This is a genomic window from Croceibacterium mercuriale (genome assembly GCF_000802385.1).
GTDB classification, from domain to species: domain Bacteria; phylum Pseudomonadota; class Alphaproteobacteria; order Sphingomonadales; family Sphingomonadaceae; genus Croceibacterium; species Croceibacterium mercuriale.
Map to the genome: position 1 here is coordinate 20,214 of NZ_JTDN01000002.1, position 25,792 is coordinate 46,005.

Annotated in this window: 22 protein-coding genes; 8 read left to right on the forward strand and 14 right to left on the reverse strand. The window is 68.8% G+C overall.

The window, feature by feature from the left end:
* Nucleotides 1-61: 61 nt before the first annotated feature.
* Nucleotides 62-2,734 carry an aconitate hydratase AcnA gene (gene acnA, locus PK98_RS09730; RefSeq protein ID WP_039096674.1) on the forward strand — a complete coding sequence of 891 codons (2,673 nt, stop codon included), beginning with the start codon at nucleotides 62-64 and terminating at the stop codon, nucleotides 2,732-2,734.
* A gap of 54 nt (nucleotides 2,735-2,788) precedes the next feature.
* Here acnA and ruvB read toward each other — a convergent pair whose 3' ends face one another.
* Both ruvB and ruvA read right to left on the reverse strand, forming a co-directional pair.
* Nucleotides 2,789-3,817 carry a Holliday junction branch migration DNA helicase RuvB gene (gene ruvB / locus PK98_RS09735; protein ID WP_039096676.1) on the reverse strand — a complete coding sequence of 343 codons (1,029 nt, stop codon included), beginning with the start codon at nucleotides 3,815-3,817 and terminating at the stop codon, nucleotides 2,789-2,791.
* A 13-nt stretch (nucleotides 3,818-3,830) separates the two neighbouring features.
* A complete protein-coding gene (gene ruvA, locus PK98_RS09740) occupies nucleotides 3,831-4,433 on the reverse strand; it encodes a Holliday junction branch migration protein RuvA (RefSeq protein WP_039096678.1) in 603 nt (200 codons plus the stop codon).
* Nucleotides 4,434-4,779: 346 nt separating this feature from the next.
* On the opposite strand from ruvA, the gene aroC reads away from it, so the two are divergent.
* The 3 genes from aroC to PK98_RS09755 all read left to right on the forward strand — a co-directional run bounded on the left by aroC (nucleotide 4,780) and on the right by PK98_RS09755 (nucleotide 7,824).
* Entirely contained in the window at nucleotides 4,780-5,847 is a 1,068-nt protein-coding gene (aroC, locus tag PK98_RS09745) for a chorismate synthase (RefSeq protein ID WP_039096680.1), read from the forward strand.
* A gap of 22 nt (nucleotides 5,848-5,869) precedes the next feature.
* Nucleotides 5,870-6,520, forward strand: coding sequence for a hypothetical protein (locus PK98_RS09750; RefSeq protein WP_039096681.1), 651 nt, complete (start codon nucleotides 5,870-5,872; stop codon nucleotides 6,518-6,520).
* A gap of 65 nt (nucleotides 6,521-6,585) precedes the next feature.
* A complete protein-coding gene (locus PK98_RS09755; protein WP_200885022.1) occupies nucleotides 6,586-7,824 on the forward strand; it encodes a cation:proton antiporter in 1,239 nt (412 codons plus the stop codon).
* 54 nt (nucleotides 7,825-7,878) lie between these two features.
* On the opposite strand, the gene katG is transcribed toward PK98_RS09755, so the two are convergent.
* The 5 genes from katG to PK98_RS09780 form a co-directional block, all read right to left on the reverse strand.
* Entirely contained in the window at nucleotides 7,879-10,098 is a 2,220-nt protein-coding gene (katG, locus tag PK98_RS09760; protein ID WP_039096683.1) for a catalase/peroxidase HPI, read from the reverse strand.
* Between the two features lie 159 nt (nucleotides 10,099-10,257).
* A complete protein-coding gene (ahpF, locus tag PK98_RS09765; RefSeq protein WP_039096685.1) occupies nucleotides 10,258-11,856 on the reverse strand; it encodes an alkyl hydroperoxide reductase subunit F in 1,599 nt (532 codons plus the stop codon).
* 134 nt (nucleotides 11,857-11,990) lie between these two features.
* Nucleotides 11,991-12,557: an alkyl hydroperoxide reductase subunit C gene (gene ahpC, locus PK98_RS09770; protein WP_039097499.1), complete on the reverse strand. Its 567-nt coding sequence runs from the start codon at nucleotides 12,555-12,557 to the stop codon at nucleotides 11,991-11,993.
* A gap of 179 nt (nucleotides 12,558-12,736) precedes the next feature.
* The gene (locus PK98_RS09775) at nucleotides 12,737-13,303 is read right to left on the reverse strand and encodes a Smr/MutS family protein (RefSeq protein WP_039096687.1); all 567 of its coding nucleotides are present in this window, start codon (nucleotides 13,301-13,303) and stop codon (nucleotides 12,737-12,739) included.
* Between the two features lie 32 nt (nucleotides 13,304-13,335).
* Complete coding sequence (locus tag PK98_RS09780; protein ID WP_152608629.1) at nucleotides 13,336-14,001, reverse strand: Tim44/TimA family putative adaptor protein; 666 nt, start codon at nucleotides 13,999-14,001, stop codon at nucleotides 13,336-13,338.
* A 210-nt stretch (nucleotides 14,002-14,211) separates the two neighbouring features.
* Here PK98_RS09780 and secB point away from each other — a divergent pair, with 210 nt between their 5' ends.
* The 4 genes from secB to PK98_RS09800 all read left to right on the forward strand — a co-directional run bounded on the left by secB (nucleotide 14,212) and on the right by PK98_RS09800 (nucleotide 18,359).
* A complete protein-coding gene (gene secB / locus PK98_RS09785; protein ID WP_039097501.1) occupies nucleotides 14,212-14,754 on the forward strand; it encodes a protein-export chaperone SecB in 543 nt (180 codons plus the stop codon).
* 58 nt (nucleotides 14,755-14,812) lie between these two features.
* Nucleotides 14,813-16,417: a murein biosynthesis integral membrane protein MurJ gene (gene murJ / locus PK98_RS09790; protein WP_039096689.1), complete on the forward strand. Its 1,605-nt coding sequence runs from the start codon at nucleotides 14,813-14,815 to the stop codon at nucleotides 16,415-16,417.
* A gap of 19 nt (nucleotides 16,418-16,436) precedes the next feature.
* Entirely contained in the window at nucleotides 16,437-17,450 is a 1,014-nt protein-coding gene (trpS, locus tag PK98_RS09795) for a tryptophan--tRNA ligase (RefSeq protein ID WP_039096691.1), read from the forward strand.
* A gap of 195 nt (nucleotides 17,451-17,645) precedes the next feature.
* Nucleotides 17,646-18,359, forward strand: coding sequence for a DUF4136 domain-containing protein (locus PK98_RS09800; protein WP_039096699.1), 714 nt, complete (start codon nucleotides 17,646-17,648; stop codon nucleotides 18,357-18,359).
* 59 nt (nucleotides 18,360-18,418) lie between these two features.
* Here the strand turns inward: PK98_RS09800 and PK98_RS09805 are convergent, their stop codons facing one another.
* Genes PK98_RS09805 through PK98_RS09835 form a run of 7 tightly spaced genes read right to left on the reverse strand, consistent with a single transcriptional unit; the run spans nucleotide 18,419 to nucleotide 25,734 of the window.
* A complete protein-coding gene (locus tag PK98_RS09805; protein WP_039096706.1) occupies nucleotides 18,419-19,609 on the reverse strand; it encodes a BaiN/RdsA family NAD(P)/FAD-dependent oxidoreductase in 1,191 nt (396 codons plus the stop codon).
* Between the two features lie 9 nt (nucleotides 19,610-19,618).
* Nucleotides 19,619-20,077 (reverse strand): dUTP diphosphatase, encoded by a 459-nt coding sequence (gene dut / locus PK98_RS17270; RefSeq protein ID WP_200885023.1) that lies wholly within the window; start codon nucleotides 20,075-20,077, stop codon nucleotides 19,619-19,621.
* On the reverse strand, nucleotides 20,070-21,308 hold the full coding sequence (coaBC, locus tag PK98_RS09815; protein WP_200885024.1) for a bifunctional phosphopantothenoylcysteine decarboxylase/phosphopantothenate--cysteine ligase CoaBC: 1,239 nt from the start codon (nucleotides 21,306-21,308) through the stop codon (nucleotides 20,070-20,072). The genes dut and coaBC overlap by 8 nt, the downstream gene beginning before the upstream one ends.
* Nucleotides 21,305-22,465, reverse strand: coding sequence for a hypothetical protein (locus tag PK98_RS09820; protein WP_039096708.1), 1,161 nt, complete (start codon nucleotides 22,463-22,465; stop codon nucleotides 21,305-21,307). Before PK98_RS09820 ends, coaBC begins: the two co-directional genes overlap by 4 nt.
* The gene (gene ubiB, locus PK98_RS09825; protein ID WP_039096709.1) at nucleotides 22,465-24,024 is read right to left on the reverse strand and encodes a 2-polyprenylphenol 6-hydroxylase; all 1,560 of its coding nucleotides are present in this window, start codon (nucleotides 24,022-24,024) and stop codon (nucleotides 22,465-22,467) included. Before ubiB ends, PK98_RS09820 begins: the two co-directional genes overlap by 1 nt.
* 10 nt (nucleotides 24,025-24,034) lie before the next feature.
* Entirely contained in the window at nucleotides 24,035-24,781 is a 747-nt protein-coding gene (locus tag PK98_RS09830; RefSeq protein ID WP_039096718.1) for a class I SAM-dependent methyltransferase, read from the reverse strand.
* Entirely contained in the window at nucleotides 24,778-25,734 is a 957-nt protein-coding gene (locus tag PK98_RS09835) for a DMT family transporter (RefSeq protein WP_052208479.1), read from the reverse strand. The genes PK98_RS09830 and PK98_RS09835 overlap by 4 nt, the downstream gene beginning before the upstream one ends.
* Between the last annotated feature and the right edge of the window lie 58 nt (nucleotides 25,735-25,792).

Here is a 25,792-nt window from a genome sequence, read left to right on the forward strand (position 1 = left end):
GGAAACGGCTGGCCCATTTCGCGTGCCGCCGCAACGGAACAGCGAAAGGGACCAATCCGCCATGACCCAGGTCGGCAAGAACTCGCTCGATACCCGCAGCACACTGGCTGTGGGTGACAAGAGCTACGCCTATTATTCCTTCGCCAAGGCGTCGGAAAAGATCGGCGACATCTCTCGCCTGCCCTTCTCCATGAAGGTGCTGCTGGAAAACCTGCTCCGGTTCGAAGATGCGGGCTTCACCGTTTCGGTCGGTGACATCCAGGCGATCGCCGACTGGCAGAAGAACCCGACCACCGGCAAGGAAATCCAGTACCGCCCGGCCCGCGTGCTGCTGCAGGACTTCACCGGCGTCCCCTGCGTGGTCGATCTGGCCGCCATGCGCGATGCGATCGTGAAGCTGGGCGGCGATACCAGCAAGATCAATCCGCAGGTGCCGGTCAACCTGGTGATCGATCACTCCGTCATGGTGGACGAGTTCGGCCACCCCCGGGCGTTCGAACAGAACATGGAGATCGAGTACGAACGCAACATGGAGCGTTACGACTTCCTCAAGTGGGGCTCCAAGTCGCTCGACAACTTCTATGCCGTGCCCCCGGGCACCGGCATCTGCCACCAGGTCAATCTGGAGAACATCGCCAAGACCGTCTGGTCGAGCGAGGACCAGGACGGCCAGCTGGTCGCCTATCCCGACACCTGCGTCGGCACCGACAGCCACACCACCATGGTCAACGGCCTGGGCGTGCTGGGCTGGGGCGTCGGCGGGATCGAGGCGGAGGCCGCGATGCTTGGCCAGCCCGTGTCCATGCTGATCCCCGAAGTGGTCGGCTTCAAGTTCACCGGCGAACTGATGGAAGGCGTCACCGCCACCGATCTGGTGCTGACCTGCACCTCCATGCTGCGCAAGCATGGCGTGGTCGGCCGGTTCGTGGAATATTTCGGCCCCGGCCTCGCTTCGCTGTCGCTGGCCGATCGCGCGACGCTGGCCAACATGGCGCCGGAATATGGCGCCACCTGCGGCTTCTTCGGCATCGACGACAAGACGCTGGACTATCTGCGCCTGACCGGGCGCGAGGAAGAGCAGATCGCGCTGGTCGAAGCCTATGCCAAGGAACAGGGCTTCTGGATGCTGCCGGATGCCGAGGATCCGGTGTTCTCCTCCACGCTGGAACTGGACCTGGCGACCGTCGTCCCTTCGCTCGCCGGCCCCAAGCGTCCGCAGGACTGGGTCGCGCTGCCGGACGTCGATGACGTGTTCAACCGTGACATGGCCGAAACCTACAAGAAGTCGGCCCGGCGCGTGCCGGTGGAAGGCAAGGATTTCGACATCGGCGATGGCGACGTGATGATCGCCGCCATCACCAGCTGCACCAACACCTCCAACCCGTCCGTGCTGGTCGCCGCCGGTCTCGTCGCCAAGAAGGCGGACGAGCTGGGCCTGAAGCCCAAGCCTTGGGTCAAGACCAGCCTGGCGCCGGGCTCGCAGGTCGTCACCGACTACCTGAACAAGGCCGGGTTGCAGACCCATCTCGACAATATCGGCTTCAACCTGGTCGGTTATGGCTGCACCACCTGCATCGGCAATTCCGGCCCGCTGGCCGAACCGATCAGCAAGGCGATCAACGAGAACGGCCTGGTCGCCAGCGCCGTGATCTCCGGCAACCGCAACTTCGAAGGGCGCGTATCGCCGGACGTGCGCGCCAACTTCCTCGCCAGCCCGCCGCTGGTGGTTGCCTACGCGCTGAAGGGCACGGTGATCAGCGACTTCATCACCACTCCGATCGGCACCGGCAGCAACGGGCAGGACGTGTTCCTGAAGGACATCTGGCCCACCAATCTGGAAGTTGCCGAACTGATGACCGCCAGCGTCGATCGCCAGATGTTCCAGGCCCGTTATGCCGACGTCTACAAGGGTGACGAGCACTGGCAGGCGATCGACGTTACCGGATCGGAAACCTATTCGTGGCGCGCCGATTCGACCTACGTCGCCAACCCGCCCTATTTCGAGGGCATGGACATGACCCCGGCGCCGGTGACCGACATCGTTGAGGCGAAGCCGCTGGCGATCCTGGGCGATTCGATCACCACCGACCACATCAGCCCGGCGGGTTCGATCAAGGCCGACAGCCCGGCAGGCCGCTGGCTGATGGAGCACGGGGTGGAGCGCAAGGATTTCAACTCTTACGGCTCGCGTCGTGGCCATCACGAGGTGATGATGCGCGGCACCTTTGCCAACATCCGCATCCGCAACGAGATGGTGCCCGGGATCGAGGGCGGCATGACCCGCTACGGCACGGAGGTCATGGCGATCTATGACGCTGCGCAGAAGCACAAGGCGGACAACACCCCGCTGGTGGTGATCGGCGGCAAGGAATACGGCACCGGCTCCAGCCGCGACTGGGCGGCCAAGGGTACCGTGCTGCTGGGTGTGCGCGCGGTGATCGTGGAAAGCTTCGAGCGTATCCACCGCTCCAACCTGGTGGGCATGGGCGTGCTGCCGCTGCAGTTCCAGAATGGCGACACGCGCGAGACGCTGGGCCTGACGGGCAATGACAGCTTCACCATCCTGGGCCTGGCCACGCTGAAGCCGCTGCAGGACGTGGAAGTCCAGGTGACCCGCGCCACGGGCGAGACCTTCACCTTCACCGCCAAGTGCCGCATCGATACCGCCAACGAGTTCGAGTATTACCAGAACGGCGGCATTCTGCAGTACGTGCTGCGCAACCTGGCTGCGTAAGCCTTACCGGACCTGAGAAAGAGAGGGCGGCCCTGGCGACGGGGCCGCCCTTTTCTATTCCGCCTCGTCGAACAGCCCGCCCTGCGGTCCGCTGGGTGGCGAGAGGCCGAGATGCTTCCACCCGCCATCGTTCAGGCACCGCCCGCGCGCGGTGCGGGCGACGAGGCCGAGCTGGATCAGGAACGGCTCCACCACCTCCTCGATCGTGTCGCGCGGTTCGGCCAGGCCGGCGGCGAGCGTCTCCACCCCCACCGGCCCGCCCTTGTAGATACCGGCGATCATCTGGAGGTAGCGGCGGTCCATCGCATCGAGGCCGAGGCTGTCGACCTCCAGCCGGGTCAGCGCCTCGTCCGCCAGGGTCCGCGTCACCACGTCGCGGCCCGCCACATGGGCGAAGTCGCGCACGCGGCGCAGCAGACGGCCGGCGACGCGCGGCGTGCCGCGGCTGCGGCGGGCGATCTCCCGCGCGCCGTCCGGGTCGATGACGAGGCCGAGCAGGCCGGCGGCGCGGCTGACCACCCGGGTCAGTTCGCCTTCGGTATAGAACACCAGTCGCAGCGGGATGCCGAAGCGGTCGCGCAAGGGGGTGGTCAGCAGCCCCTGCCGCGTGGTGGCGCCGATCAGGGTAAAGGGCGGCAGGTCGATGCGCACGCTGCGCGCCGAGGGCCCTTCGCCGATGATCAGGTCGAGCGCGCGATCCTCCATAGCCGGATAGAGCACCTCCTCGACCACAGGATTCAGGCGGTGGATCTCGTCGATGAACAGCACGTCATGCGGTTCGAGATTGGTCAGCAGCGCCGCCAGGTCGCCCGCCTTGGCGATCACCGGGCCGCTGGTGGCGCGGAAGCCCACGCCCAGTTCCTTGGCCACGATCTGCGCCAGCGTGGTCTTGCCCAGACCCGGCGGGCCGAAGAACAGGACATGGTCCATCGCTTCCCCCCGCCCCTTCGCCGATTCGATGAAGACGCGCAGGTTCTCCCGCGCGGCTTCCTGCCCGGTGAAGTCGCGCAGGCTCTTGGGCCGCAGCGCAGCGTCGACATCCTCCGGCTGACGGGCGGGCGACAGTTCGGGATTGGTGCTCATGATCCTGCTCCGCTCATCCTGCCGCCAGCTTCAGCGCCACGCGGACCAGCGTGTTGAGGTCGGCGTCCTCGCCCAGCTCCTCCTGCGCGCGGGCCACGGCGCCGGCCGCGACCGCTGGCTTGAAGCCGAGGTTCTGCAGCGCGCTGACCGCATCGCCGCTGAGGCTGCCCGGCGTGGCCGCCGCCATCGCCGCGACGCCGCCGCCACCGGGCATGGCGCCGGCCTTGTCCTTCAGTTCGTTGACGATGCGCGCCGCCAGCTTCGGCCCCACGCCCTGGGCCCGCGACACGCTGGCCGCATCACCAGCGGCGCAGGCATCGCGCAGCTCGGCCGGCGCGAGGGCGGAGAGGATCGCCAGCGCGACCTTCGACCCCACGCCCTGCACATGGGTCAGCAGACGGAACCAGTCCCGTTCCTCCCCCTTGGCGAAGCCGAGCAGGCGCAGGTCGGTTTCCGACACCTGCAGGTCGGTATGCACGGTACACGCCTCCCCCACATGGCCCAGCGCGGACAGGGTGCGGCTGGAGCAATGGACCATGTAGCCGACCCCGCCGACATCGATGATCGCCCAGTCGAGCCCGGTCTCCAGCAGCCGGCCGGAAAGGCGGGCGATCATCGCCCGCCCCCCGCCGGGGGGGTGACACAGGTTGCACTGTAGACCGCCCGGAACGCGCCACCTTGCCGGGGGCGGCCGGCACCATGGCGCGGGAAGGCGTCACGGTGGCGGCCGCAGGTGTCGCCCGGGCGCGGGCTGGTGTCGCGATGGCGAACCGATGTGTCGCCTTGCCGGTGCGCGATGTCGCGACAGGCGACGCGAGTGTCGCGGTGAGCGCCGGCAGTGTCACGGTGGGAAGCGGGGGAAAGCTGCATGGCGCCCACCTGCCAGATCGGCGGCGAGTAGGAAAGTTTCGCCATGTTGCCGGCCATGGACAGATGCCGTCATTCTGGCGATAGCGCGTGCCATGAGCTGGAACACATTCGGGCGGGTCTTGCGGTTCACCACCTGGGGCGAGAGCCACGGGCCGGCGCTGGGCGCGGTGGTCGACGGGTGCCCGCCGGGGCTGCGCCTGAGCGAAGCGGACATCCAGCCCTTCCTAGATGCACGCAAGCCCGGCACCAGCCGCTTCACCACGCAGCGGCGCGAGGCAGACGAGGTGCGGATCCTGTCCGGCACGTTCGAGGGGCAGACCACCGGCACGCCGATCAGCCTGATGATCGAGAACACCGACCAGCGGTCCAAGGATTATGGCGAGGTCGCCAAGGCATACCGCCCCGGCCATGCCGATTATGCCTATGACGCGAAGTACGGCCTGCGCGATTATCGCGGCGGCGGGCGGTCCAGCGCGCGGGAGACCGCGGCGCGGGTGGCGGCGGGCGCCGTGGCGCGGCTGGTGATCCCGGAAGTGACAATCACGGCCTGGGTCAGCGCGATCGGCGGCGATGCGGTCGATCCGGCGAACTTCGATGCGGCGGAGATCGGCCGCAACCCGTTCTTCTGCCCCGACCCTGTCGCCGCCGCGCGCTGGGAGGGATTGGTGGATGCGGCCCGCAAGGACGGGTCGAGCCTGGGCGCGCTGGTCGAATGCGTGGCCACCGGCGTGCCGGCGGGCTGGGGCGCGCCGCTTTATGCCAAGCTGGATGCGGATCTGGCGGCGGGGATGATGGGGATCAATGCGGTCAAGGGCGTGGAGATCGGCGAAGGCATGGCCGCCGCTGCGCTGCGGGGCGAGGACAATGCCGATCCGATGCGGCCCGGGGTTGATGGTGTCGAGTTCACCGCCAATCATGCGGGCGGCATCGCCGGCGGGATCGCCACGGGGCAGCCGGTGGTGGTGCGCGTCGCGTTCAAGCCGACCAGTTCGATCCTGATCCCGCAGGACACGATCACGCGCGACGGTGAGGCGACGCAGCTGGCCACCAAGGGGCGGCATGATCCGTGCGTCGGCATCCGCGGGGTGCCGGTGGTGGAGGCGATGATGGCGCTGGTGCTCGCCGACCACAAGTTGCTACACCGCGCACAGATGGGGTGAAGCAGGGGGCAGGCGCGAGTCGATGGAAGCAAGCGCCGCGCAGATGCCCTGGGACAAGATCATCGGCGCCGCCGCGAGCAGCGCGCTGGGCGTCATTTCGCTCGTCATCCTGATTGCCGGCGGCGTGGCGGTGCTGCTGTTCCGCAATGCCGGTGAACGGACGCGGCTGCTGGTGTTCGGCATGCTGGTGTTCGGACTGGCCGGGGTGGTGGCGGCGGTGCTGCTGCAACGCGAGACGACCGTCGTACCGGTGCCGGACGACACGGCCGGCCCGCAACAGTCCGGGCCGGTCACCCCTGTCCCGCGCCCGGACGACGCCGACGTGCCGGACGCGCAGCGGACAGACGATCCGCCAGCCGAACCCGACCCGCCGGAGCCGGCACGGCTGGTCGCGACCGTGCCGCAGATCGACGGCCTGTGGCGTGATCCCGACGGTTTTACCTACCGCATCATGCAGGACGGGACGGATGTGGCCATCGAAGGTTATGCCGCCGGGCAGCTTATCGCGCAGGGCGAAGGCACGATCGCCGGTCAGCAGCTGCAATACAGCTTCCGCAACCAGGCCAACGGATCGAGCGGCGATTGCTCCGGCCGGATCGCCCCGGGCGAACGCTCCATCTCGGGCAGCTGCGACAGCACGATGGGAACGATGTTCTTCGCCGTCGCGCGCTAGGGCCCCTTCCCTAGATCACCTCCACTGCTCTACAGCGCGCGGAGACGGGGGAAGATAGAATGCACATGAATGCCGCTGAAGCATTCCTGCTGGCCATGCTGGTGATCTATGCGCTGCCATGGCTGGTCTGGCGGCTGGGGCGGACCGATGGCTGGGCACCGCTGGTGGTGGTGCAGATCGTCGGCGGCATCCTGCTGGGGCCGGGCGTGCTGGGCGTGGCCTGGCCGGCGGCTTACGCCACGATCTTCACCCCTGCCACGATCACTTCCCTGAACGGCGTTGCGATGTGGGCGGTGATGATGTTCGTGTGGGTCGCCGGCATCGAGCTGGACATCGTGGAGGCCTGGCGCCGACGGACGGAAACGGGCGTCACCGCGGGCCTCGCGCTGGCCGTGCCGCTGCTGGCGGGCAGCGGGGCGGCGCTGCTGCTGCTGCAGGCGCCCGGCTGGCGCGGGCCGGCGGGGGCGGACTGGCAGGTGGTGCTGGGCATCGGCATGGCGTGCGCCGTCACCGCGTTGCCGATCCTGGTGCTGTTCCTGGAACGGCTGGACATCCTGCGCGCGCCGCTGGGCCAGCGCGTACTGCGCTATGCCAGCCTGGACGACGTAGCGATCTGGGGCGTGCTGGCGCTGATCCTGCTGGATTGGGAGCGGGTGGGCCGGCAGGGCGCGTTCCTGATCGGGTTCGTGCCCGCTGCGCTGGCGGTACGCTGGCTGATGGCACGGGTCAGCGCGGCGGATCGCTGGGCACTCAGCCTGATCTGGCTGGCCGCCTGCGGCTTTGCCGGCGACTGGGCGGGCCTGCACTTCATGGTCGGTGCCTTCCTGTCGGGCATGGTGCTGGATGCCCGGCTGTTCGACCAGGCGGCGATGGACCGGTTCCGCGGCTTCGTGCTGCTGGCGCTGATGCCGGTGTTCTTCCTGTCCACCGGCCTGCGCACCGAATGGGGCATGGGCGGATGGACGGTGTTTGCGGCGGCCGGCCTGCTGCTGGTGGCGTCGGTCGGCGGCAAGCTGGCGGGCGTGGGGCTGGCCGGGCGGCTGCTCGGCTGGCCGAAGGGCGAAGGGCTGACGATCGGCTGGCTGCTGCAGACCAAGGCGCTGATCATGATCATCTTCGCCAACATCCTGCTGGACCGGCAGATCATCACCGCCGACACCTTCACCGCGCTGCTGCTGATGGCGCTGGGCAGCACGATGCTGACCATGCCCATGGTGCGGAGCCGGATCGCGGAGATGCGGTCCCATGCGAAAACCAGCCCCGCCCTGCCAGAGGACGGGACCGGTTCCCGCGACCCCGTCTAGGGCCTCGCCCCCTCCCCGTTACGGGGCAGGGGGAAGTCAGGTATCGGCATCAGATCAGACGCGGCGATCGCCCACAGGGCGGCTTTCCACGTCGAAGCGGTCGGCATCCATCACCTTGCACCAAGCCTTGATGAAGTCGCGCACGAACTTCTCCTCGTTGCCGCGTTCGGCATAGACCTCGGCCGTGGCGCGCAGCTGCGAGTTGGAGCCGAAGATCAGGTCCGTGCGGGTGGCGCGCCACTTCTCCTGCCGGCCGCCGCGATCATAGCCGATGAACTCCTCGTCGCTGGTGGAATCGACCAGCTCCCACATGGTGTCCATGTCGAGCAGGTTGACGAAGAAGTCGTTCGTCAGCTGCCCCTTGCGGGTGGTGAACACGCCTTCCGGCTTGTCCCCGTGATTGGCGCCGAGCACCCGCAGCCCGCCCACCAGCACCGTCATCTCGGGGCCGGAGAGGCCGAGCAGCGAGGCACGATCGAGCAGCAGCTCCTCCGTCTTTACCGATTGCCGCGTCTTCAGGTAGTTGCGGAAGCCATCGGCCAGCGGCTCCATCACGGCGAAGCTTTCGGCATCGGTCCAGTCCTGCGTCGCATCGCCACGGCCGCCCTTGAACGGCACATCCACAGCGAACCCGGCGTCCCGTGCCGCCTTCTCCACCGCGGCGGTGCCGGCGAGGACGATGGCATCGGCCATCGACAGCGATCCACGCACCGCATCGATGCCGGCCAGGACCTGCGACAGCTCCTCCGGTTCGTTGACCGCCCAGCCACGCTGCGGCTCCAGCCGGATGCGCGCCCCGTTGGCGCCGCCGCGATGGTCGGACCGGCGGTAGGTCGAGGCGGAGGCCCATGCCGTGCGGACCAGCTGCCCGACCGTGAACCCGGCGCCCAGGATCGCCTGCCTGAAGGCGGCGACATCAGCGTCGGACGGCATCGTGCCGGCGGGGACCGGGTCCTGCCAGATCAGGTCCTCTTCCGGCACTTCGGGACCGAGGTAGCGGACCTTGGGCCCCATGTCGCGATGGGTCAGCTTGAACCAGGCGCGGGCGAAGGCATCCTTGAATGCCTCGTGATCGTTGCGGAACCTTTCGGAGATTGCGCGGAATTCCGGGTCCATCTTCATCGCCATGTCGGCCGTCGTCATCATGGTCGGCACCTTGCGGGACGGATCATGCGCGTCCGGCGCCATGTCCTCCTCCCGCTGGTTGATCGGCTGCCACTGGCGTGCGCCGGCGGGGCTTTCGACGATCTCGTAATCGTAATCGAGCAGCAGGCGGAAGTAGTTCTCGCTCCATTCGGTGGGCGTGTTGACCCACGCGCCCTCGATCCCGCTGGTGATGGTGTGCGCGCCGTTGCCGGTCTCGAACTTGCTGGTCCAACCCAGGCCCTGCAGGTGGATCTCCGCCTCGCCGGGCGACTTGTCGACCAGGCTGGCATCGCCCGCGCCGTGCGCCTTGCCGAAGGTGTGGCCGCCGGCGGTGAGCGCCACCGTCTCCTCCGGGTTCATCGCCATCCGCTCGAACGTGACCTTGATGTCGTGCGCGGATTGCAGCGGGTCCATGTTGCCGCCGCGCCCTTCGGGATTGACGTAGATGAGGCCCATCTGGATCGCGGCGAGCGGAGTCTCGAGGTCGAGTTCCTCCTCCGGCAGGATGCGCGTCTTGTTGTCCGCATGGCCGACCATGGTCTCTTCCGAGCCCCAGTAGACGTCACGCTCCGCCTCGAACACGTCGGCCCGGCCGCCGCCGAAGCCGAACACCGGCCCGCCCATCGATTCGATGGCCACGTTGCCGGTCAGGATGAACAGGTCGGCCCAGCTGATGTGCTTGCCGTACTTCTGCTTGATCGGCCACAGCAAGCGCCGCGCCTTGTCGAGGTTGCCGTTGTCGGGCCAGGAGTTGAGCGGCTCGAACCGCTGCTGCCCGCTATTGGCCCCGCCGCGGCCATCCGCCGTGCGGTAGGTGCCCGCCGCGTGCCAGGCCATGCGGATGAAGAACGGGCCGTAATGGCCGTAATCCGCCGGCCACCAGGGCTTGGAATCGGTCATCAATGCCAGGATGTCGGCCTTCAGCGCGGCGTAGTCGAGCTGCCTGAATGCCTCGCTGTACACGAAGTCGCTGCCCATCGGGTCGGGCGAGAGGCCGCCATAATGCAGGATTTCCAGCGGCAGCGAATCGGGCCACCAGTCACGGTTGGTCCGCCCGAGCAGCGTGCGTGGCTTGACGTTGTCGTTGAACGGGCAGCCGCCCGTCATCTCGCCGGTCTTCATGTCCATGGCATCTCTCCTTGCCTTATGGCGAGGAGACTATGCGCCAAACGTGTCACCGCCAAACGGTTCGTTCCGAACAGATTGAACGAGGAAAGCGATGACAGGTAAAGGCGCGCCGCAGCCGAAGCCACGACGCGCCCTGCCCTGCGACCATCCGCCCTGCGATCAGGCGGCTTCGAAGGCCTGCGCGATCTCTTCCACCGCCTCGTTGCGGATCAGGTAGTCGAAGGCGGACAGCGCCGCCTTGCTGCCTTCGCCCATGGCGATGATGATCTGCTTGTACGGCACCGTGGTGCAGTCGCCCGCCGCGAACACGCCGGGCAGGTTGGTGGCGGCATGGCCGTCGATCACGATCTCGCCGTGCTTCGACAGTTCCAGCCCGCAATCCTTCAGCCATTCGGTGTTGGGCACCAGGCCGATCTGCACGAACACGCCTTCCAGCGCGACATGCTGTTCGGCGCCGGTGGCGCGGTCCTTGTAGCGCAGCCCGTCCACCCGGGCGCCGTCGCCGGTCACCTCCGTGGTCTGGGCGTTCACCAGGATATCGACGTTGCGCATGGAGCGCAGCTTGTCGACCAGCACCTGGTCCGCCCGCAGCTTCGTGTCGAATTCCACCAGCGTGACGTGGCCGACGATGTTGGCGAGGTCGATTGCCGCCTCCACGCCGGAATTGCCGCCGCCGATCACCGCCACGCGCTTGCCCTTGAACAGCGGGCCGTCGCAGTGCGGGCAATAGGCCACGCCCTTGTTGCGGTACTCCTGCTCGCCCGGCACGCCAAGATTGCGCCAGCGTGCGCCGGTGGACAGGATGATGGATCGCGCCTTCAGCGATGCACCGTTGTCGAACACCACCTCGTGCATGCCGCCGGGCCGGTCGGCCGGGATCAGCCTGGTCGCGGTCTGCAGGTTCATGATGTCCACCGGATATTCGCGGACATGCGCCTCCAGCTGGGCGGCCAGCTTGGGCCCTTCGGTGTAGGAGGTGGAGATGAAGTTCTCGATCCCCAGCGTGTCCAGCACCTGCCCGCCGAAGCGTTCGGCCGCCACGCCGGTGGCGAAGCCCTTGCGCGCGGTATAGACCGCGGCCGCCGCACCGGCGGGGCCTCCGCCGACCACCAGCACCTCGAACGGGGTCTTGTCGGCCAGCCTGGCGGCGGCGCGCGCGCCGGCATTGCCGTCCAGCTTGGCGAGGATCTCCTCCACGCTCATCTTCCCGCTGGCGAACATCTCGCCATTCAGGAAGGTGGCGGGCACGGCCATCACGCCGCGCTCGTCCACCTCAGCCTGGAACGAGCCGCCTTCCACCAGGGTGGCGGTGATGTGCGGGTTGTACAGCGCCATCAGCGTCAGTGCCTGCACCACGTCCGGGCAGTTGTGGCAGCTGAGGCTGAAGTACATCTCGAAGGCGTATTCACCCTCCAGCGCGGCGATCTGCTGCAGCACCTCGTCCGACACCTTGGGCGGGTGGCCGCCGGCCCACAGCAGCGCCAGCACGAGCGAAGTGAATTCATGCCCCATCGGCAGGCCGGCGAAGCGGACCCACTTGGCGGCATCGCCCGCGCGACGGATGATGAAGGAAGGCCGACGCGCATCGTCGCCATCGAAGCTGGCGGTCACGAGGTCGGACAGGGCCGCGATCTCGGTCAGCAAGGCGCGCGTGTCGGCGCTGCGCTTGCCGTCGTCCAGCGAGGCGACGAGCTCGATCGGCTCGCGCAGATTGCCCAGATATTGCCGCAGCTGCTGCGTCATGGTGGCGTCGAGCATGGGGAAACTCCTGTGCGGGGGTGAGTACTGCAGACGCGAAGGCCCGGGGCATCCTGCTCGGAAGGGGGAGAGAGCAGGAGACCCCGGGCCACGCGACCCGATGCTAGGCTCGGGGTTTATCGGTCGGTGTCAGGTCAGAGCTTGCCGACCAGATCCAGCGAGGGGGCCAGCGTATCTTCGCCTTCTTCCCACGCGGCCGGGCAGACCTGACCCGGATTGTTGCGGACATACTGCGCGGCGCGAATCTTGCGGACCAGTTCGTTCGCGTTGCGGCCCACGCCTTCCGAGGTGATCTCCATGATCTGGATCACGCCATCGGGATCGATCACGAAGGTCGCGCGATCAGCCAAGCCGCTTTCCTCGCGCAGCACGCCGAAGTTCTTGGACAGCGTGTGCAGCTGGTCGCCCAGGAAGGCATACTTGATCTTGCCGATCTTCTCGGACGTGTCGTGCCAGGCCTTGTGCGCGAAGTGGGTGTCGGTCGACACGCCGAACACTTCCACGCCCAGCTTCTGCAGCTGCGGGTAATGCTCGTTCAGGTCTTCCAGTTCGGTCGGGCACACGAAGGTGAAATCGGCCGGGTAGAAGAAGAAGATCGCCCACTTGTTGGCGATGTCGGCATCCGTCACGTCGAAGAACTCGCGGCCTTCCTGATAGGCGGTCGCCTTGAACGGCTTGATGGTGCTGCCGATGATACCCATGGGTTGCGATGCTCCGATGTTGTTGGTGACTGTGTCTATCCAGGAGATAGTGCGCTGCACCATCCTTCGCCAATGCAACAATCCGATCGGTCTGATCGATTGCGGCAATGGGTGGCGGAGGCGCGACGGATGTTGCCAGCCCGGTCTGGCTGGCGCCGCACTCGCCCGCCTGGCACGCTTCACCGCGAGCGGCGCAGCACCAGGTAGAGTGCGCCATCACCGCCATGCCGGCGATGCGCGGCGCGGATCGCCACCACATCGCTGGCGTGCGGCCCGGCAGCGAGCCAGTCGAGCACCTTGGCACGGATCGCGCCGCGCCGGGTGCCGCGATCGGCCGCCTCGACCGGACGCGGGCGACCGGTGACCAGCAGCACCAGCCGTGCCCCCATCACCCGCGCCTGCCCCAGACCCAGGTGCAGCCGGTCATAGGCCTGATCCAGCGTGTGGCCGTGCAGGTCGATGGTGAAGTCGGGCGCGATCGCAGCCTTGGCCAGACGCCGCTCCCAGCTGGAATCAAGCCCTACCTGCTGGGCCAGAGGGGGTACGCGGCCCTTGTCCGGCTGCGGCGGGGCGGGGATGACGCGCGCCGCGGGTTTGCGGGCGGCCTTGGCCGGTACCGGCGGCGGCGCGGCGGCCGGGGCGGGCTCCGGCGGCAGGGCACGGCCGGGCAACGGCGTCACGCTGCGCGCCAGCCGGCTCCAGAGTGCCTGCTCGTCGGCGGAAAGACCGCGCGGCGGGCGGGGCATGGGTGTCGGTGCGCGTGAACGGACGGAGCGGATCAGCCCTCGTCCGTCTCGTCCAGCAGCCAGTCGGGATCGGCGGAGGACACATCGCGGCTGAAGGTCCAGATGTCGCGCGCCTCGATCGCGTCGACCAGCGAGCCGGCGATGACATGACCATCCCGGTCGCGCGTCACAGCGGCGACGTCGGCCACGAACAGGACCGCGATGCGGGCGATGCGGCCATCCAGGCTGGCGCCTTCGATCTGCACGTTCTCGATCCGGACCAGCCGGTTCTCCAGCGTCTCGCCCGCAGCCTCCCGCGCGTCGATCGCAGCGGCGAAGCTGGCGTAGACGTCATCGTCGCACAGGCTGCGCAGTTCCTCGCGATCGCCGCGCCAGAACGCCTCCAGCACCATGCGGTAGGCGCCCCGCGCACCGCCAAGGAACTGCGCCATGTCGAACCGGCGGTCGGCCGCGGCGATCTGCCGCAGCGCGCCTTCGATGGCGGGCGACACCCCGGGGATCTCGCGCTGCACCTCGCCCGGGCGGCGGGCCATATCGGGCTGCGACGGTGCGGGCACCGCGCGCGGGGCGGTGCCTTCGGGCCGTTCGAAACGGGTCGGCACCGGCTCCTCCTCATGCTCGGCCCGGCGGCCCAGCACGGAATACAGCCGCAGCCCCAGAAAGGCTGCGATCATGGCGAGGATGACGATCTCGATCACGTGTTTGTCCCGCTGCGGACCGGCACGGGCATGCGTGTCGTCCTGAGTTACCTGCTGTCCTGCCAAAAATAGGCACACAACACAAATCCGCAACGCGCAAGGCGGCACAACGGCCCCGGTGGCAGACGGGATGGCGCCCGTTGCAGCGATCGAGGGGCGATGCTACGCGCCGGCGCCTGTTTCATCTTAGCGACCGAAAGCATTTTCATCATGGCCGACCAAGGCGACGTCCTCACCAACCTCGACAACATCATGGGCGGCAACGGCGCCAGTGGCGCCAACGGCCATGATGACGGGCCGATCGCCGGGCTGGTGACGCAGTATGTCAAGGACCTGTCGGTCGAGAACCCGCGCGCGCCCGAAAGCTTCCAGTGGACGGAGCAGCCGCAGCTGGACGTGCAGTTCAACATCGCCGCGCGCCAGATCAGCGACGAGTTCACCGAAGTCGAACTGAAGATCACCACCTCCGCCAAGAGCAGCCAGGGCACCGCCTACATGGTGGAGCTGGCCTATTGCGGGCTGGTGGGCATGCGCAACATGAGCGACGACCAGCGCCACGCCTTTTCGTATGCCGAGGCACCGCGCATCCTGTTCCCCTTCGCCCGCCGCGTGATTGCCGATGCGGTGCGCGATGCCGGTTTCCAGCCGCTGCTGCTGGACCCGATCGACTTCCAGGGCCTGTACCTGCAGCAATTGCAGCAGCAGCGTCTGCAGGCCGAGCAGCTGGCGGGCGAGCCGGCGGGCGAGGCCTGATCGCCTGAACGGCAGGGCCGGCGCATGAGCCCAGTCTTTCCATGAGCCCGGTCTTTTCATGAGCCTGGTCAGGAATGTCGGTACGATCGGCGGGCTGACCGCGGTCAGCCGGGTGTTCGGCTTCATCCGCGACATGCTGGTGGCCCGCGTGCTGGGCGCGGGGCTGGCGGCAGATGCCTGGCAGCTGGCCTTCACCCTGCCCAACACCTTCCGCCGGCTGTTTGCCGAAGGCGCGTTCTCCGTAGCCTTCGTCCCGATGTACACCCGCCGGCTGCATGGCACCGAGGACGGCGCCAGCGGCGAGGAGGCGGCCGACCGCTTCGCGGGTGACGTGCTGTCCGTGTTCGTGTGGGTGCTGCTGGGCTTTTCCGCGCTGGCGATGCTGGCCATGCCGGGGATCGTCTGGCTGCTGGCGCGCGAGTATCAGGCGGTGCCCGGCAAGTTCGAGCTGGCGGTGACGCTGTCGCGGGTCACCTTCCCCTATCTGCTGCTGGTCAGCCTGGTGGCGATGCTGTCCGGCCTGCTGAACGCGCGCAGCCGCTTCGCGCCGGGCGCCTTCGTGCCGGTGCTGCTGAACCTGGTGCTGATCGCGGGCGTGGTCACCGGCTATTTCTGGCGGCAGCGGACCGGCAGCGACGTGTCGGTGGCCTGGGCCCTGGCGTGCGCACTGGCGGCGGCGGGCGTGGCGCAGCTGGCCTACATGGCGTGGGCCACGCGCCGGGCCGGCGTGCGGCTGCGGGTGACGCGCCCCCGCTTCACGCCCGACGTGCGGCGGCTGGGCATGCTGATCCTGCCGGCCACCTTCGGCGCGGGGATCTACCAGATCAGCCAGCTGGTCGACACGTTCTTCGCCACGAGCCTGCCGCAGGGATCGCTCACGCTGCTGAAGCTGGCGGACCGGCTGAACCAGATGCCGCTGGGCATCTTCGGCATCGCGCTGGGCACCGCGATCCTGCCGATGCTGGCGCGCCATATCCAGGGCGGGGACATGCGCGAGGCGCAGCGGCTGCAGGCCAATGCGGTGGAGGTGGCGACGCTGCTGACGCTACCCGCCGCCGCCGCGCTCGCGATCTGCGCGCCGGCCTTCGTCACCGCGTTCTTCGTGGGTGGCAAGATGACGCTGGCGAGCGGCGCGATCATGGCGGACATCGTGGTAGCTCTGGTCTGCGGCCTGCCCGCCTATGTGCTGGTGAAGGTGTTCCAGCCCGCCTTCTTCAGCCGGGAGGATACGCGCACTCCGGTGTGGAGCGCGGCCGCCACGCTGGCGGTGAACATCGCGCTGAACTTCTACGTGGTGCCGCGATACGGCATCGTGGGGCTGGCGGCGGCCACCGCCTTCACCGCGACGCTGAACGTGGCGGTGCTGTATGCGGTGCTGCAGCTGCGCGGCTGGTTCCGCTTCACCGCCCGGCTGGGCTCGCGCATCGCGCGGCAATTGCTGGCGACCGGGGTGATGAGTGCGGTGCTCTGGCTGCTGATGCCGTTGCTGGCCCCTTATTTCGGTGGAACGGTGGTGGAACGGGTGCTGTCGCTGGCGGTGCTGGTCGGCGCCGGTGTGGTGGTGTTCTTCGGCGTGGCGTATGCGGCCGGCGCGATCGACCGCGACCTGCTGGGGCAGCTGCGACGGCGGCGTCCCGCGAAACCGGTCGATCTTGCCGAGTGATGTGCTAGGGGCCGTGCCCATGCGTATCGTCTCCGGCATCCAGCCCACCGGGCAGCTTCATCTCGGCAATTATCTCGGCGCCATCCGCAACTGGGTGCGCATGCAGGACGAGCTGCCGGACGGGGCGGAATGCCTGTTCTTCCTGGCGGACATGCACGCCATCTCCATGCCGCACGACCCCGCCGCGCTGCGCGCGGGCACGCTGGAGCTGGCGGCGGCGCTGGTGGCCTGCGGGATCGATCCGGCGCGTTCCATCCTGTTCAACCAGGCGCAGGTGCCCCAGCATGCGGAGCTGCAGTGGCTGCTCAACGGCACCGCCCGGATGGGCTGGCTGAGCCGCATGACGCAGTTCAAGGACAAGTCCGGCAAGAACCGCGAGGGCGCCAGCGTGGCGCTGTTCACCTATCCCGTGCTGCAGGCCGCCGACGTGCTGCTGTACCAGGCGACGCATGTGCCGGTGGGCGAGGACCAGAAGCAGCATCTGGAGCTGGCGCGCGACATCGCGCAGAAGTTCAACAACGACTTCGCGACGGAGGACCAGCCGGTCTTCACCCTGCCGGACCCGATCATCCCGCCCGCAGCGGCACGGATCATGAGCCTGCGCGACGGAACCGCCAAGATGAGCAAGTCCGATCCGTCGGACCTGAGCCGGATCAACCTGACCGATTCGGCGGACGAGATCATGAAGAAGGTCAAGAAGGCCAAGACCGATCCCGAGCCGCTGCCTGGCGAGCCGGCAGGTCTGGCCGGCCGGCCGGAGGCGCTGAACCTGCTGACCATCCATGCCGCGCTGACGGATCAGACCGTCGACCAGGTGCTGGCCGAGCATGCGGGCCAGGGTTTCGGCGCGTTCAAGCCGAAGCTGGGCGAGCTGCTGGTGGAGGTGCTGGCGCCGATTACCGTCCGGTTCACGCAGCTGCTGGACGATCGCACGGCGCTGGCGCAGGTGCTGGCCGACGGTGCCGCCCGTGCCCGCGAACTGGCGAAGCCCACGCTGGAGCAGGCCTACAGCGCGCTGGGGATGGTGCGCTGAACGCTCGGGCGATCAGCTCCCGTCAATAAACTTTTCGTTACTCCGCAACCACTTAGACGGCAAACGCGTTCAATCAGCGTTCACAGCGTCGCGCCTATAGCCCGGCCTATCGTATAAAGACTGGGCAGCATTATATACAGGCGGGTCGCTGATCGGGCCTGACCGTTCCGGCCCAGCATCGCTGGAGAAGACTGCATGTCGTTCCTGTCCAAGTATTCCCGCACTGCCAAGCTGGCCACCGTGCCGCTGCTGCTGCTGGGTGTCGCCGCCTGTGCCAGCCCGTTCCGCGCAGATGTATCCCGCTTCCAGGCGCAGTTGCCGGCCCCGCAGGGCCAGACCTTCGCCGTCGTGCCCGAAGACCCGCAGCTGGCCAACAGCCTGGAATTCGCCACCTATTCCAACTGGGTGGCGCAGGAGATGCAGCAGCTTGGTTATGCCCCGGCGCCCAGCGCCGACAGCGCCACGCTGCTGGTCCGCTTCGATTATGGCGTCGACAACGGGCGGGAACGCATCCGCACCACGCCGGGTCTGGGCCCGTGGGGTGCCTGGGGCGGCGGCTTCGGTGGCTATGGCGGGTATGGCCGCTTCAGCCGCTTCGGTGGCGGCCCATGGGGCTATGGCTGGAACCCGGGCTTCTTCGGCGGTGGCTGGGGTGGCGGCTGGGGCGGCGGTCCCGATGTCCGCAGCTACACTGTCTTCACCAGCGGCATCGACGTGAAGATCGACCGCGTGGCCGATGGCCAGCGCCTGTTCGAGGGCAAGGCCCAGGCCGTGTCGACCAGCAACCGCCTGCAATATCTGGTCCCCAACTTGGTAGAGGCGATGTTCACCGACTTCCCCGGCAATTCGGGCGAGACGCTGCGCATCTCCATCGCGCCGGAAAACCAGCCGGTGCAGCGTTCGCGCTGAGCCCAGGTTTCGAGCGAGATGAGACAGACGGCGGTCCAGCGATGGGCCGCCGTCTTGCGTTACAGTGCCTGCGCCGCCGCCCAGCCGCTGGCCCAGGCCCACTGGAAATTGTAGCCGCCCAGCCAGCCGGTGACATCCACCGCCTCCCCGATGAAGTGCAGGCCCGGCAGATGGCGCGCCGCCATGGTCTGCCCGGACAGGCCGGTGGTGGCGACACCGCCCGCGGTCACCTCCGCCTTGGCATAGCCTTCGCTGCCATTGGGCGTGAAGCGCCAGCCCGCCAGCCGATCCTCCGCCGCGGCCAACTTCGCATCGGCCATGCCGACCAGCTCGCCGCCAAGTCCGAGTCGCTCCGCCAGCGCCTCCGCCAGCCGTTCGGGCAGGTGCCGCGCCAGCAGGCGCGGCAGGGTCTGGCGCGGCATGTCGCGCTTGGCCTGTCGCAGCCAGCCGGTGCCAGCCTCCGGCAGGAAGTCGATCACCACCGGCTGGCCACGCCGCCAGTAGGACGACACCTGCAGGATCGCCGGGCCGGACAGGCCACGATGGGTGAACAGGGCCGCCTCCCGGAAGCTGGCCTTGCCGGCCGTTGCAGCGACCGGCGCGGCGATGCCGGACAATTGCCGGAACATCAGCTCCTCCCCCGGCAGGGTCAGCGGCACCAGCGCGGGGCGCGGCTCCACCACCTTCAGCCCGAACCGGCGCGCCAGATCATAGGCGAAGCCGGTCGCACCCAGCTTGGGGATCGACGGCCCGCCGGTCGCGACCACCAGCGCCGGCGCCTGCCAGTGCTGCCCGCCGGCGGTGACGCGGAACATGCCGTCGGCATGGATGACGTCGGTGATCGCCTGCCCGCATTGCACATCGACCTGGCCCCCGTGCGCCCCGGCAGCGGCACATTCGTCCAGCAGCAGGTCCACGATCTGCCGGGCGGAGCCGTCGCAGAACAGCTGCCCCAGCGTCTTCTCGTGCCAGGTGATGCCATGGCGATCGACCAGGGCGACAAAATCGGCGGCGGTGTAGCGCGCCAGCGCGGAGCGGGCGAAATGCGGGTTGGCCGAAAGGAAGCGATCGGGCGCGGTGGCGATGTTGGTGAAGTTGCAGCGGCCCCCGCCGGAAATCAGGATCTTGTTGCCCGGCCGCTCCGCATGGTCGAGCACCAGCACCCGCCGTCCGCGCTGCCCCGCCACGCCGGCGCACATCAGCCCTGCGGCGCCGGCGCCCAGGACGATGGCATCATGGGAAGACGGCATGATCAGCTGTCAGAGACGGGCATGGCCGCCGGTCGAGCCGAAGCCGCCGGCGCCGCGCTCCGTCGTATCCAGCGCCTCGACCTCGTCCCACGCGGCCTGCACCACCGGTGCCAGCACCAGCTGCGCCACGCGGTCGCCGCGTGCGATGGCGAAGGGTTCGCTGCCGTGATTGATCAGGATCACCTTCAGCTCGCCGCGATAGTCGCTGTCGATGGTGCCAGGGGTGTTGGGCACGCTGATGCCATGCTTCAGCGCCAGGCCGGAGCGGGGACGGACCTGGATCTCGAAGCCCGGCGGGATCGCCAGCGCGAGGCCGGTGGCGACCGCATGGCGGGCACCAGGGGCAAGGGTCACGTCCTCGGCCGCCAGCACGTCCATCCCGGCGGCACCGGCGGTGGCATAGGCCGGCAGCGCCAGGCCGGCACCGTGCGGCAGGCGCAGGATCCGGACCGAAACCGGGTCAGTCATTGCCATGATTCTGCAAGGCCTGTGCCATGCGCGCGACGAGGCGGCGAGCGACCTCCTCCTTGGGCAGATGCGGCCAGCTTTCGGCACCATCGGTGGTGACGAGGTGGATCTGGTTGGCGGTGCCGCCCATCACGTCGCCCGAAACATCATTTGCGACGATCCAGTCGGCGCCCTTGCGCACCAGCTTCTCCGCCGCGCTGGCGCGCGGATCGCCGGTTTCGGCCGCAAAGCCGACCAGCAGGCGGGGGCGCTGCGGATGGCGGCCGAGATCGGCCAGGATGTCGGCGTTCGGGGCTAGGCGGATGCCCTCGTCCGTCAGCGCGCTCTTCGGCAGTTTCCTTCCGGCGGCAGCGACCGGACGCCAGTCCGCGACGGCAGCGACCATCACCGCCACATCCGCCGGCAACGCCGCAATCACCGCGGCCTGCATCTCGGCCGCGCTCTCCACGTCGATCCGGTCCACGCCCACCGGGGTCGGCAGCGCAACCGGGCCGGACACCAGCGTCACGCGCGCGCCGGCCTCGGCCGCAGCGGCGGCGATGGCGAAGCCCTGCCGCCCGCTGGACCGGTTGGCGATGTAGCGCACCGGGTCGATCGCCTCATGCGTCGGCCCCGCGGTGACCAGCAGGTGGCGGCCATGCAGCGGGCGCGGACTGGCGGGTGCGAAGTCGGGCTGGCCGGCGAGCGGGTCGGGCAGCAGGCGCGCGATCTCCGCCGCGATCTGCTCGGGTTCGGGCAGGCGGCCGGGGCCGTACTCGCCGCAGGCCATCGGCCCTTCGTCCGGATCCATCACCATCACGCCATCGGCCCGCAAGGTGGCGAGGTTACGTTGCGTGGCGGGGTGCTGCCACATGCGCACGTTCATGGCCGGCACCGCCAGCACCGGCGTGTCGGTCGCCAGCAGCAGCGTGGTGGCAAGATCGCCGGCGATGCCACCGGCCATCTTGGCCAGCAGGTCCGCCGTGGCGGGGCACACCACCACCAGGTCGGCCGCGCGGCTGAGCTGGATATGGCCGATCTCCGCCTCCTCGCCCGCATCCCACAGTGACGTGTGGACGCGGTTGCCCGACAGGGTGGCCAGCGTCATGGGGGTGACGAACTCGGCCCCGGCATCGGTCAGCACGCAGGTGACGGCCACGTCGCGCCGCGCCAGCTGCCGCACCAGCTCGCAGGATTTATACGCCGCGATCCCGCCGCCGACGATCAGGAGGACGCGGCGCTGCACGCTCATGCGCCGATCAGCGTGCCGTGGCGCGTAGGCCGATGGCCGAGCGCCGCCTGCACCCAGTCCGCCAGTGCGCGTGGCGCCAGCGCCAGGCCGATGAAATAGCCGGGCAGCATCAACAGCACCCAGTAGAATGTGTTGGAACGGGCAAACAGGGCGACGGCGATGCTCATGCCACCGAACCACAGCAGCGCGAACAGCCCGGTGCGGCCGCCGATCCCCGCCCAGCCGACCAGTGCCAGCAGCGCGATCGGCCCGGCGAGCCAGGCAGGGCCGTTCTTCAGCGGGGTGACATCGGCGAAGCTGCCCCAGACCAGTGGCAGGCCCTGCATCTCCGTCCAGCCGGGCGAGCGTGGATCGTTCGGCAGCTGCGCGCCATGCACGGCGGAGGCGTGCAGCGCGATGGCGGCGACGCACACTGCCAGCAACAGCAGCACGGCGCGGAATTCCCCCCAGCGTCGGCCGGCGAGCGCCATGACGGCCCAGACCAGCACGAAGGGCAGCGCCAGTTCGCGCACCAGCACCGCGAGCAGCACCGCGATCCAGGCCGGCCACCAGCGATTGGGCCGGTACAGCGCGAAGCCGAGGGAAAGCAGCAGGCCCGCGACCACGTCATGCTTCAGGCCGATCATGGGCAGCGTCGCCTGCCAGCCGGCGGCCACGGTCAGCGCCATCGCCGCCAGCCGTTCCGGCGCGGCGGCGAGGCGGCGCAGTTGCGCCGCCCAGGCCAGCGCCGTGGCGGCCAGCAGGCCGAGGCCCAGCCACTTCCAGCCAGTCGTTCCCAGCAGCAGGGAGGACCAGGCGAGCGTGGGCATGCGCACGGTGACGAAGGGGCGCGTGGGGTAATGGTTGTTGCGCTGCTCATCCAGCGCGACCGTGTGGTAGGCCTCGCCTTTGGCGACCCGGTCGTTGATGCGCTGGTACAGGGCCAGATCGCCCTTGCGGCCGGCGGCGCGTTTCTTGACGATCTCCGCCGCGCGCGCCTGCTTCACCTCGTCGAACCGCTGCGTGCCGACACCGCTCCACACCAGCGCCAGTGCCAGCAGGACCAGCCCGATCAGCGCCGGACCGGGGCGCAGGGCACGGAAGGGGCGGCCGAGCGCCTCCACCCGGCCGAGGGGGGTGAGCGGCCGGACGCGCGGCCCGATGACGGTACCCAGCATCAGCCGATCCAGCCCAGCAGGGTGCCCGCCCAGACCAGCACACCGCCCGTGGCGGCCGCGAGGAGGTAGCCGGGCCAGAACCGGCCCTTGCCCTGCCCGCGCCGTTCCCAGATCAGGTCGACCTTGGCCAGCGGCGGCGGATCGGGCGCGCCGCCCTTCGGCGGGTAGCGTTCCTCCATGCGGCGGATCAGGCCGGGCAGGCGCAGCAGCGTGTCGGCATCGGTGCGCAGGCGATCGGCCAGCGCCGCCTCCGGCCCCAGCTCGTCACGAATCCAGCTGCGCACGAAGGGCGCGGCCACGTCCCACATGTTGATGCCGGGATCGAGCTGGGTGGCGATGCCTTCGACCATCACCATGGTCTTCTGCAGCAGCAGCAGATGCGGCTGGGTCTGCATGTCGAAGTCGCGGGTGATGGCGAACAGCCCGTCCAGCATCTGGCCGACGCTGAGTTCGCTGACCGGCTTGCCGCGCATCGGCTCGCCCACGGCGCGCAGCGCGGTGGCGAACTCCTCCACCGAGTGGTGGGCGGGGACATATTGCGCCTCGAAATGGATCTCCGCCACGCGCCGGTAATTGCCGGTGGTGAGGCCATAGAGGATCTCTGCCAGCCATTGCCGGGCGCGCTTGTCGATCCGGCCCATGATGCCGAAATCGATCGCCACGATGCCGCCATCGGCGCGCACGAACAGGTTGCCCTGGTGCATGTCGGCGTGGAAGAACCCGCCGCTGATCGCCTGCGTCAGGAATGCGAGCACCAGCCGGCGGGCAAGGTCCGGCATGTCGTGGCCGGCGGCGCGCAGGGCGGCGATGTCGGCGATCTTGATGCCGTCGATCCATTCGACCGTCATCACCCGGCCATTGGTCCGGTCCCACTCGATCGTGGGTACGTTGTAACCGGCGAACCCGCGCATCGCCTCCGCCAGTTCGCTGGCGCTGGCGGCTTCGCGGCGCAGGTCGAGCTCGCGATTGGTCCAGCGCTTGAAATTGGCGATGGTCAGGCGCGGGCGCAGGCGGCCGGCTTCCCCGCCCAGCGCCTCCAGATGGGCGGCGGCCCATTCATACGTGTCGATGTCCCGCGCCAGCCGCTCCCGCACGCCGGGGCGCAGGACCTTGATCGCCACGGTCCGGCCATCCAGCGTGACGCCCTTGTGCACCTGCGCGATGGAGGCGGCGCCGACCGGGACCGGATCGACGGAGGCGAACAGCCGGTCGAGCGGCGCCTCGAAGCTCGATTCGATCGCTGCCCGGATACCGTCGAACGGCACGGGCGGCAGGTTGTCCTGCAGGCTGAGCAGATTGTTCGCCGCCTCGTCGCCCACGATGTCCGGCCGGGTGGCGAGCGACTGGCCCAGCTTGATCGCCGCCGGGCCGATCGCGCGGAAGGCGGCGGCGTAGTCGGGCGCGGCCTGCTGGCGCGTGCCCAGCCGGGCGATGCGCACCAGCCGGCGCACCGGCGCAGGCGTGTTGGGATTGCGCTCGATCCCGCGCAGTGCGCCATGGCGGGCGAGCGTGCGGCCCCAGCCCAGCAGGCGCAGGATATGCGTGGCAGGTGCGGTCATGCGAAGTTGATCAGGCCTTCCAGCCGGAATGGATCGCCACGGCGCCGCCCAGGATCGGCTCCACCTTGGTGCGCACGAAGCCGGCCTTGCGGATCATGGCTTCAAATTCCGGCATGGAAGGGAAGCGGCGGATCGATTCGACCAGGTAGCGGTAGCTTTCCGCATCGCCGGCGATCGCCTGCCCGATGCGCGGCACCAGCTGGTGCGAATACAGGTCGTAGGCTTCCTTGAAGCCGGGCCAGGTGGTGGTGGAAAATTCCAGGCAGAAGAACCGTCCGCCATAGCGCAGCACCCGGTACGCCTCGTCCAGCCCGGCCTGCACGTCCGTCACGTTGCGGATGCCGAACGCGATGGTGTAGGCGTCGAACACCTTGTCGGGGTAGGTCAGCTGCGATGCGTCCTGCCGCGACCAGACCAGCGTGTCGATCCCGCGTTCCACCGCGCGCTCGATCCCGACATCCAGCATGTCCTGGTTGATGTCCGCCACCGTGACCGAGCCGCCGCCGGCGGCCAGGCGGAAGGCGATGTCGCCGGTGCCGCCCGCCATGTCCAGGATCGCCTCGCCGCTGCGCGGTTTCACCCGGCGCACGAAACGGTCCTTCCACAGCCGGTGCATGCCCACGCTCATGGCGTCGTTCATCACGTCGTATTTGGCGGCCACGTTGCTGAACACGGCGCCGACGCGCCGGGTCTTCTCCTCCGGCGCGACATCCTGATAGCCGAAGGAAACCTGTTCTGCCGAAGTATTGTCGATCATGCCCTGTCCTCTAGCGGCGCCGCGCCCCCGGCGCCAGCGGCGGATTGACGCGAGCCGAGCGCCGACAGGGCAATGCCCGCCACGATCGCGGCCATGCCGGCGAAGTGGTAGGAGTGCAGCTCCTCCCCCAGCAGCCCCGCCGACAGGAAGGCGCCGAACAGCGGCATCAGCGTCAGCGTCTGCGTCGCGCGCGCGGCCCCCACCACACCGGCTGCCCAGTTGTAGATCAGGTAGGACACGAGCGAGGGCAGGATCCCCACATACAGGAACGCGGCCACCACCCCGCCCGACCAGGTGACGGCCAGCCCGCGCACCGCCTCCCACGCGGCGAGTGGCGCCATGGTGACGACACCGATCAGGAAGGTCACGGCGACCAGGCTGGTGCCGGCCACCGCCGGCTTGAACCGCAGCAGCAGGGTGTAGAACGACCAGACCAGCGCCGATCCCAGCAGCAGCAGGTCCGCCCGGCCCAGCGCCAGCCGCATGGCGGCGGCCAGGTCGCCCTTGAACACGATCATGCCGACGCCGACGATGGAGGCGGCGATGCCCGCCAGCCGCAGCAGCGTGGTGCGGGTTCCGAACAGCACCCGATCCAGCACCGTCACCAGCGCCGGCGTCATCGCCTGCAGCAGCAGCGCGTTGGTGGCGGTGGAATATTGCAGACCGGTATAGAGCAGCGCGTTGAACGCGCCGATGCCCAGCAGGCCCAGCAGCAGCACGACCGGCCAGCTGGCCAGCAGCGCGCCCCGGTCCCGCCGCAGCTCCTTCCATGCGAACGGCAAGATGATGGCCGAAGCGATCACCCAGCGGCCCAGCGCCAGGGTAAAGGGCGGGATGTCCAGCCGGAACGCCCGCGCGACGATGGAATTGCCCGCCCACAGCACCATGACCAGCCCCAGCAGGGCGAAGGCTTGCCACTGGCGGCGGGCGGCGGGCGATGCGGCGGCGGGCATGATGCGCGCCGTAGCGCCTGCGGCGCGGCTTGGCGACAGGCGGGGCGGCGCCTATCTG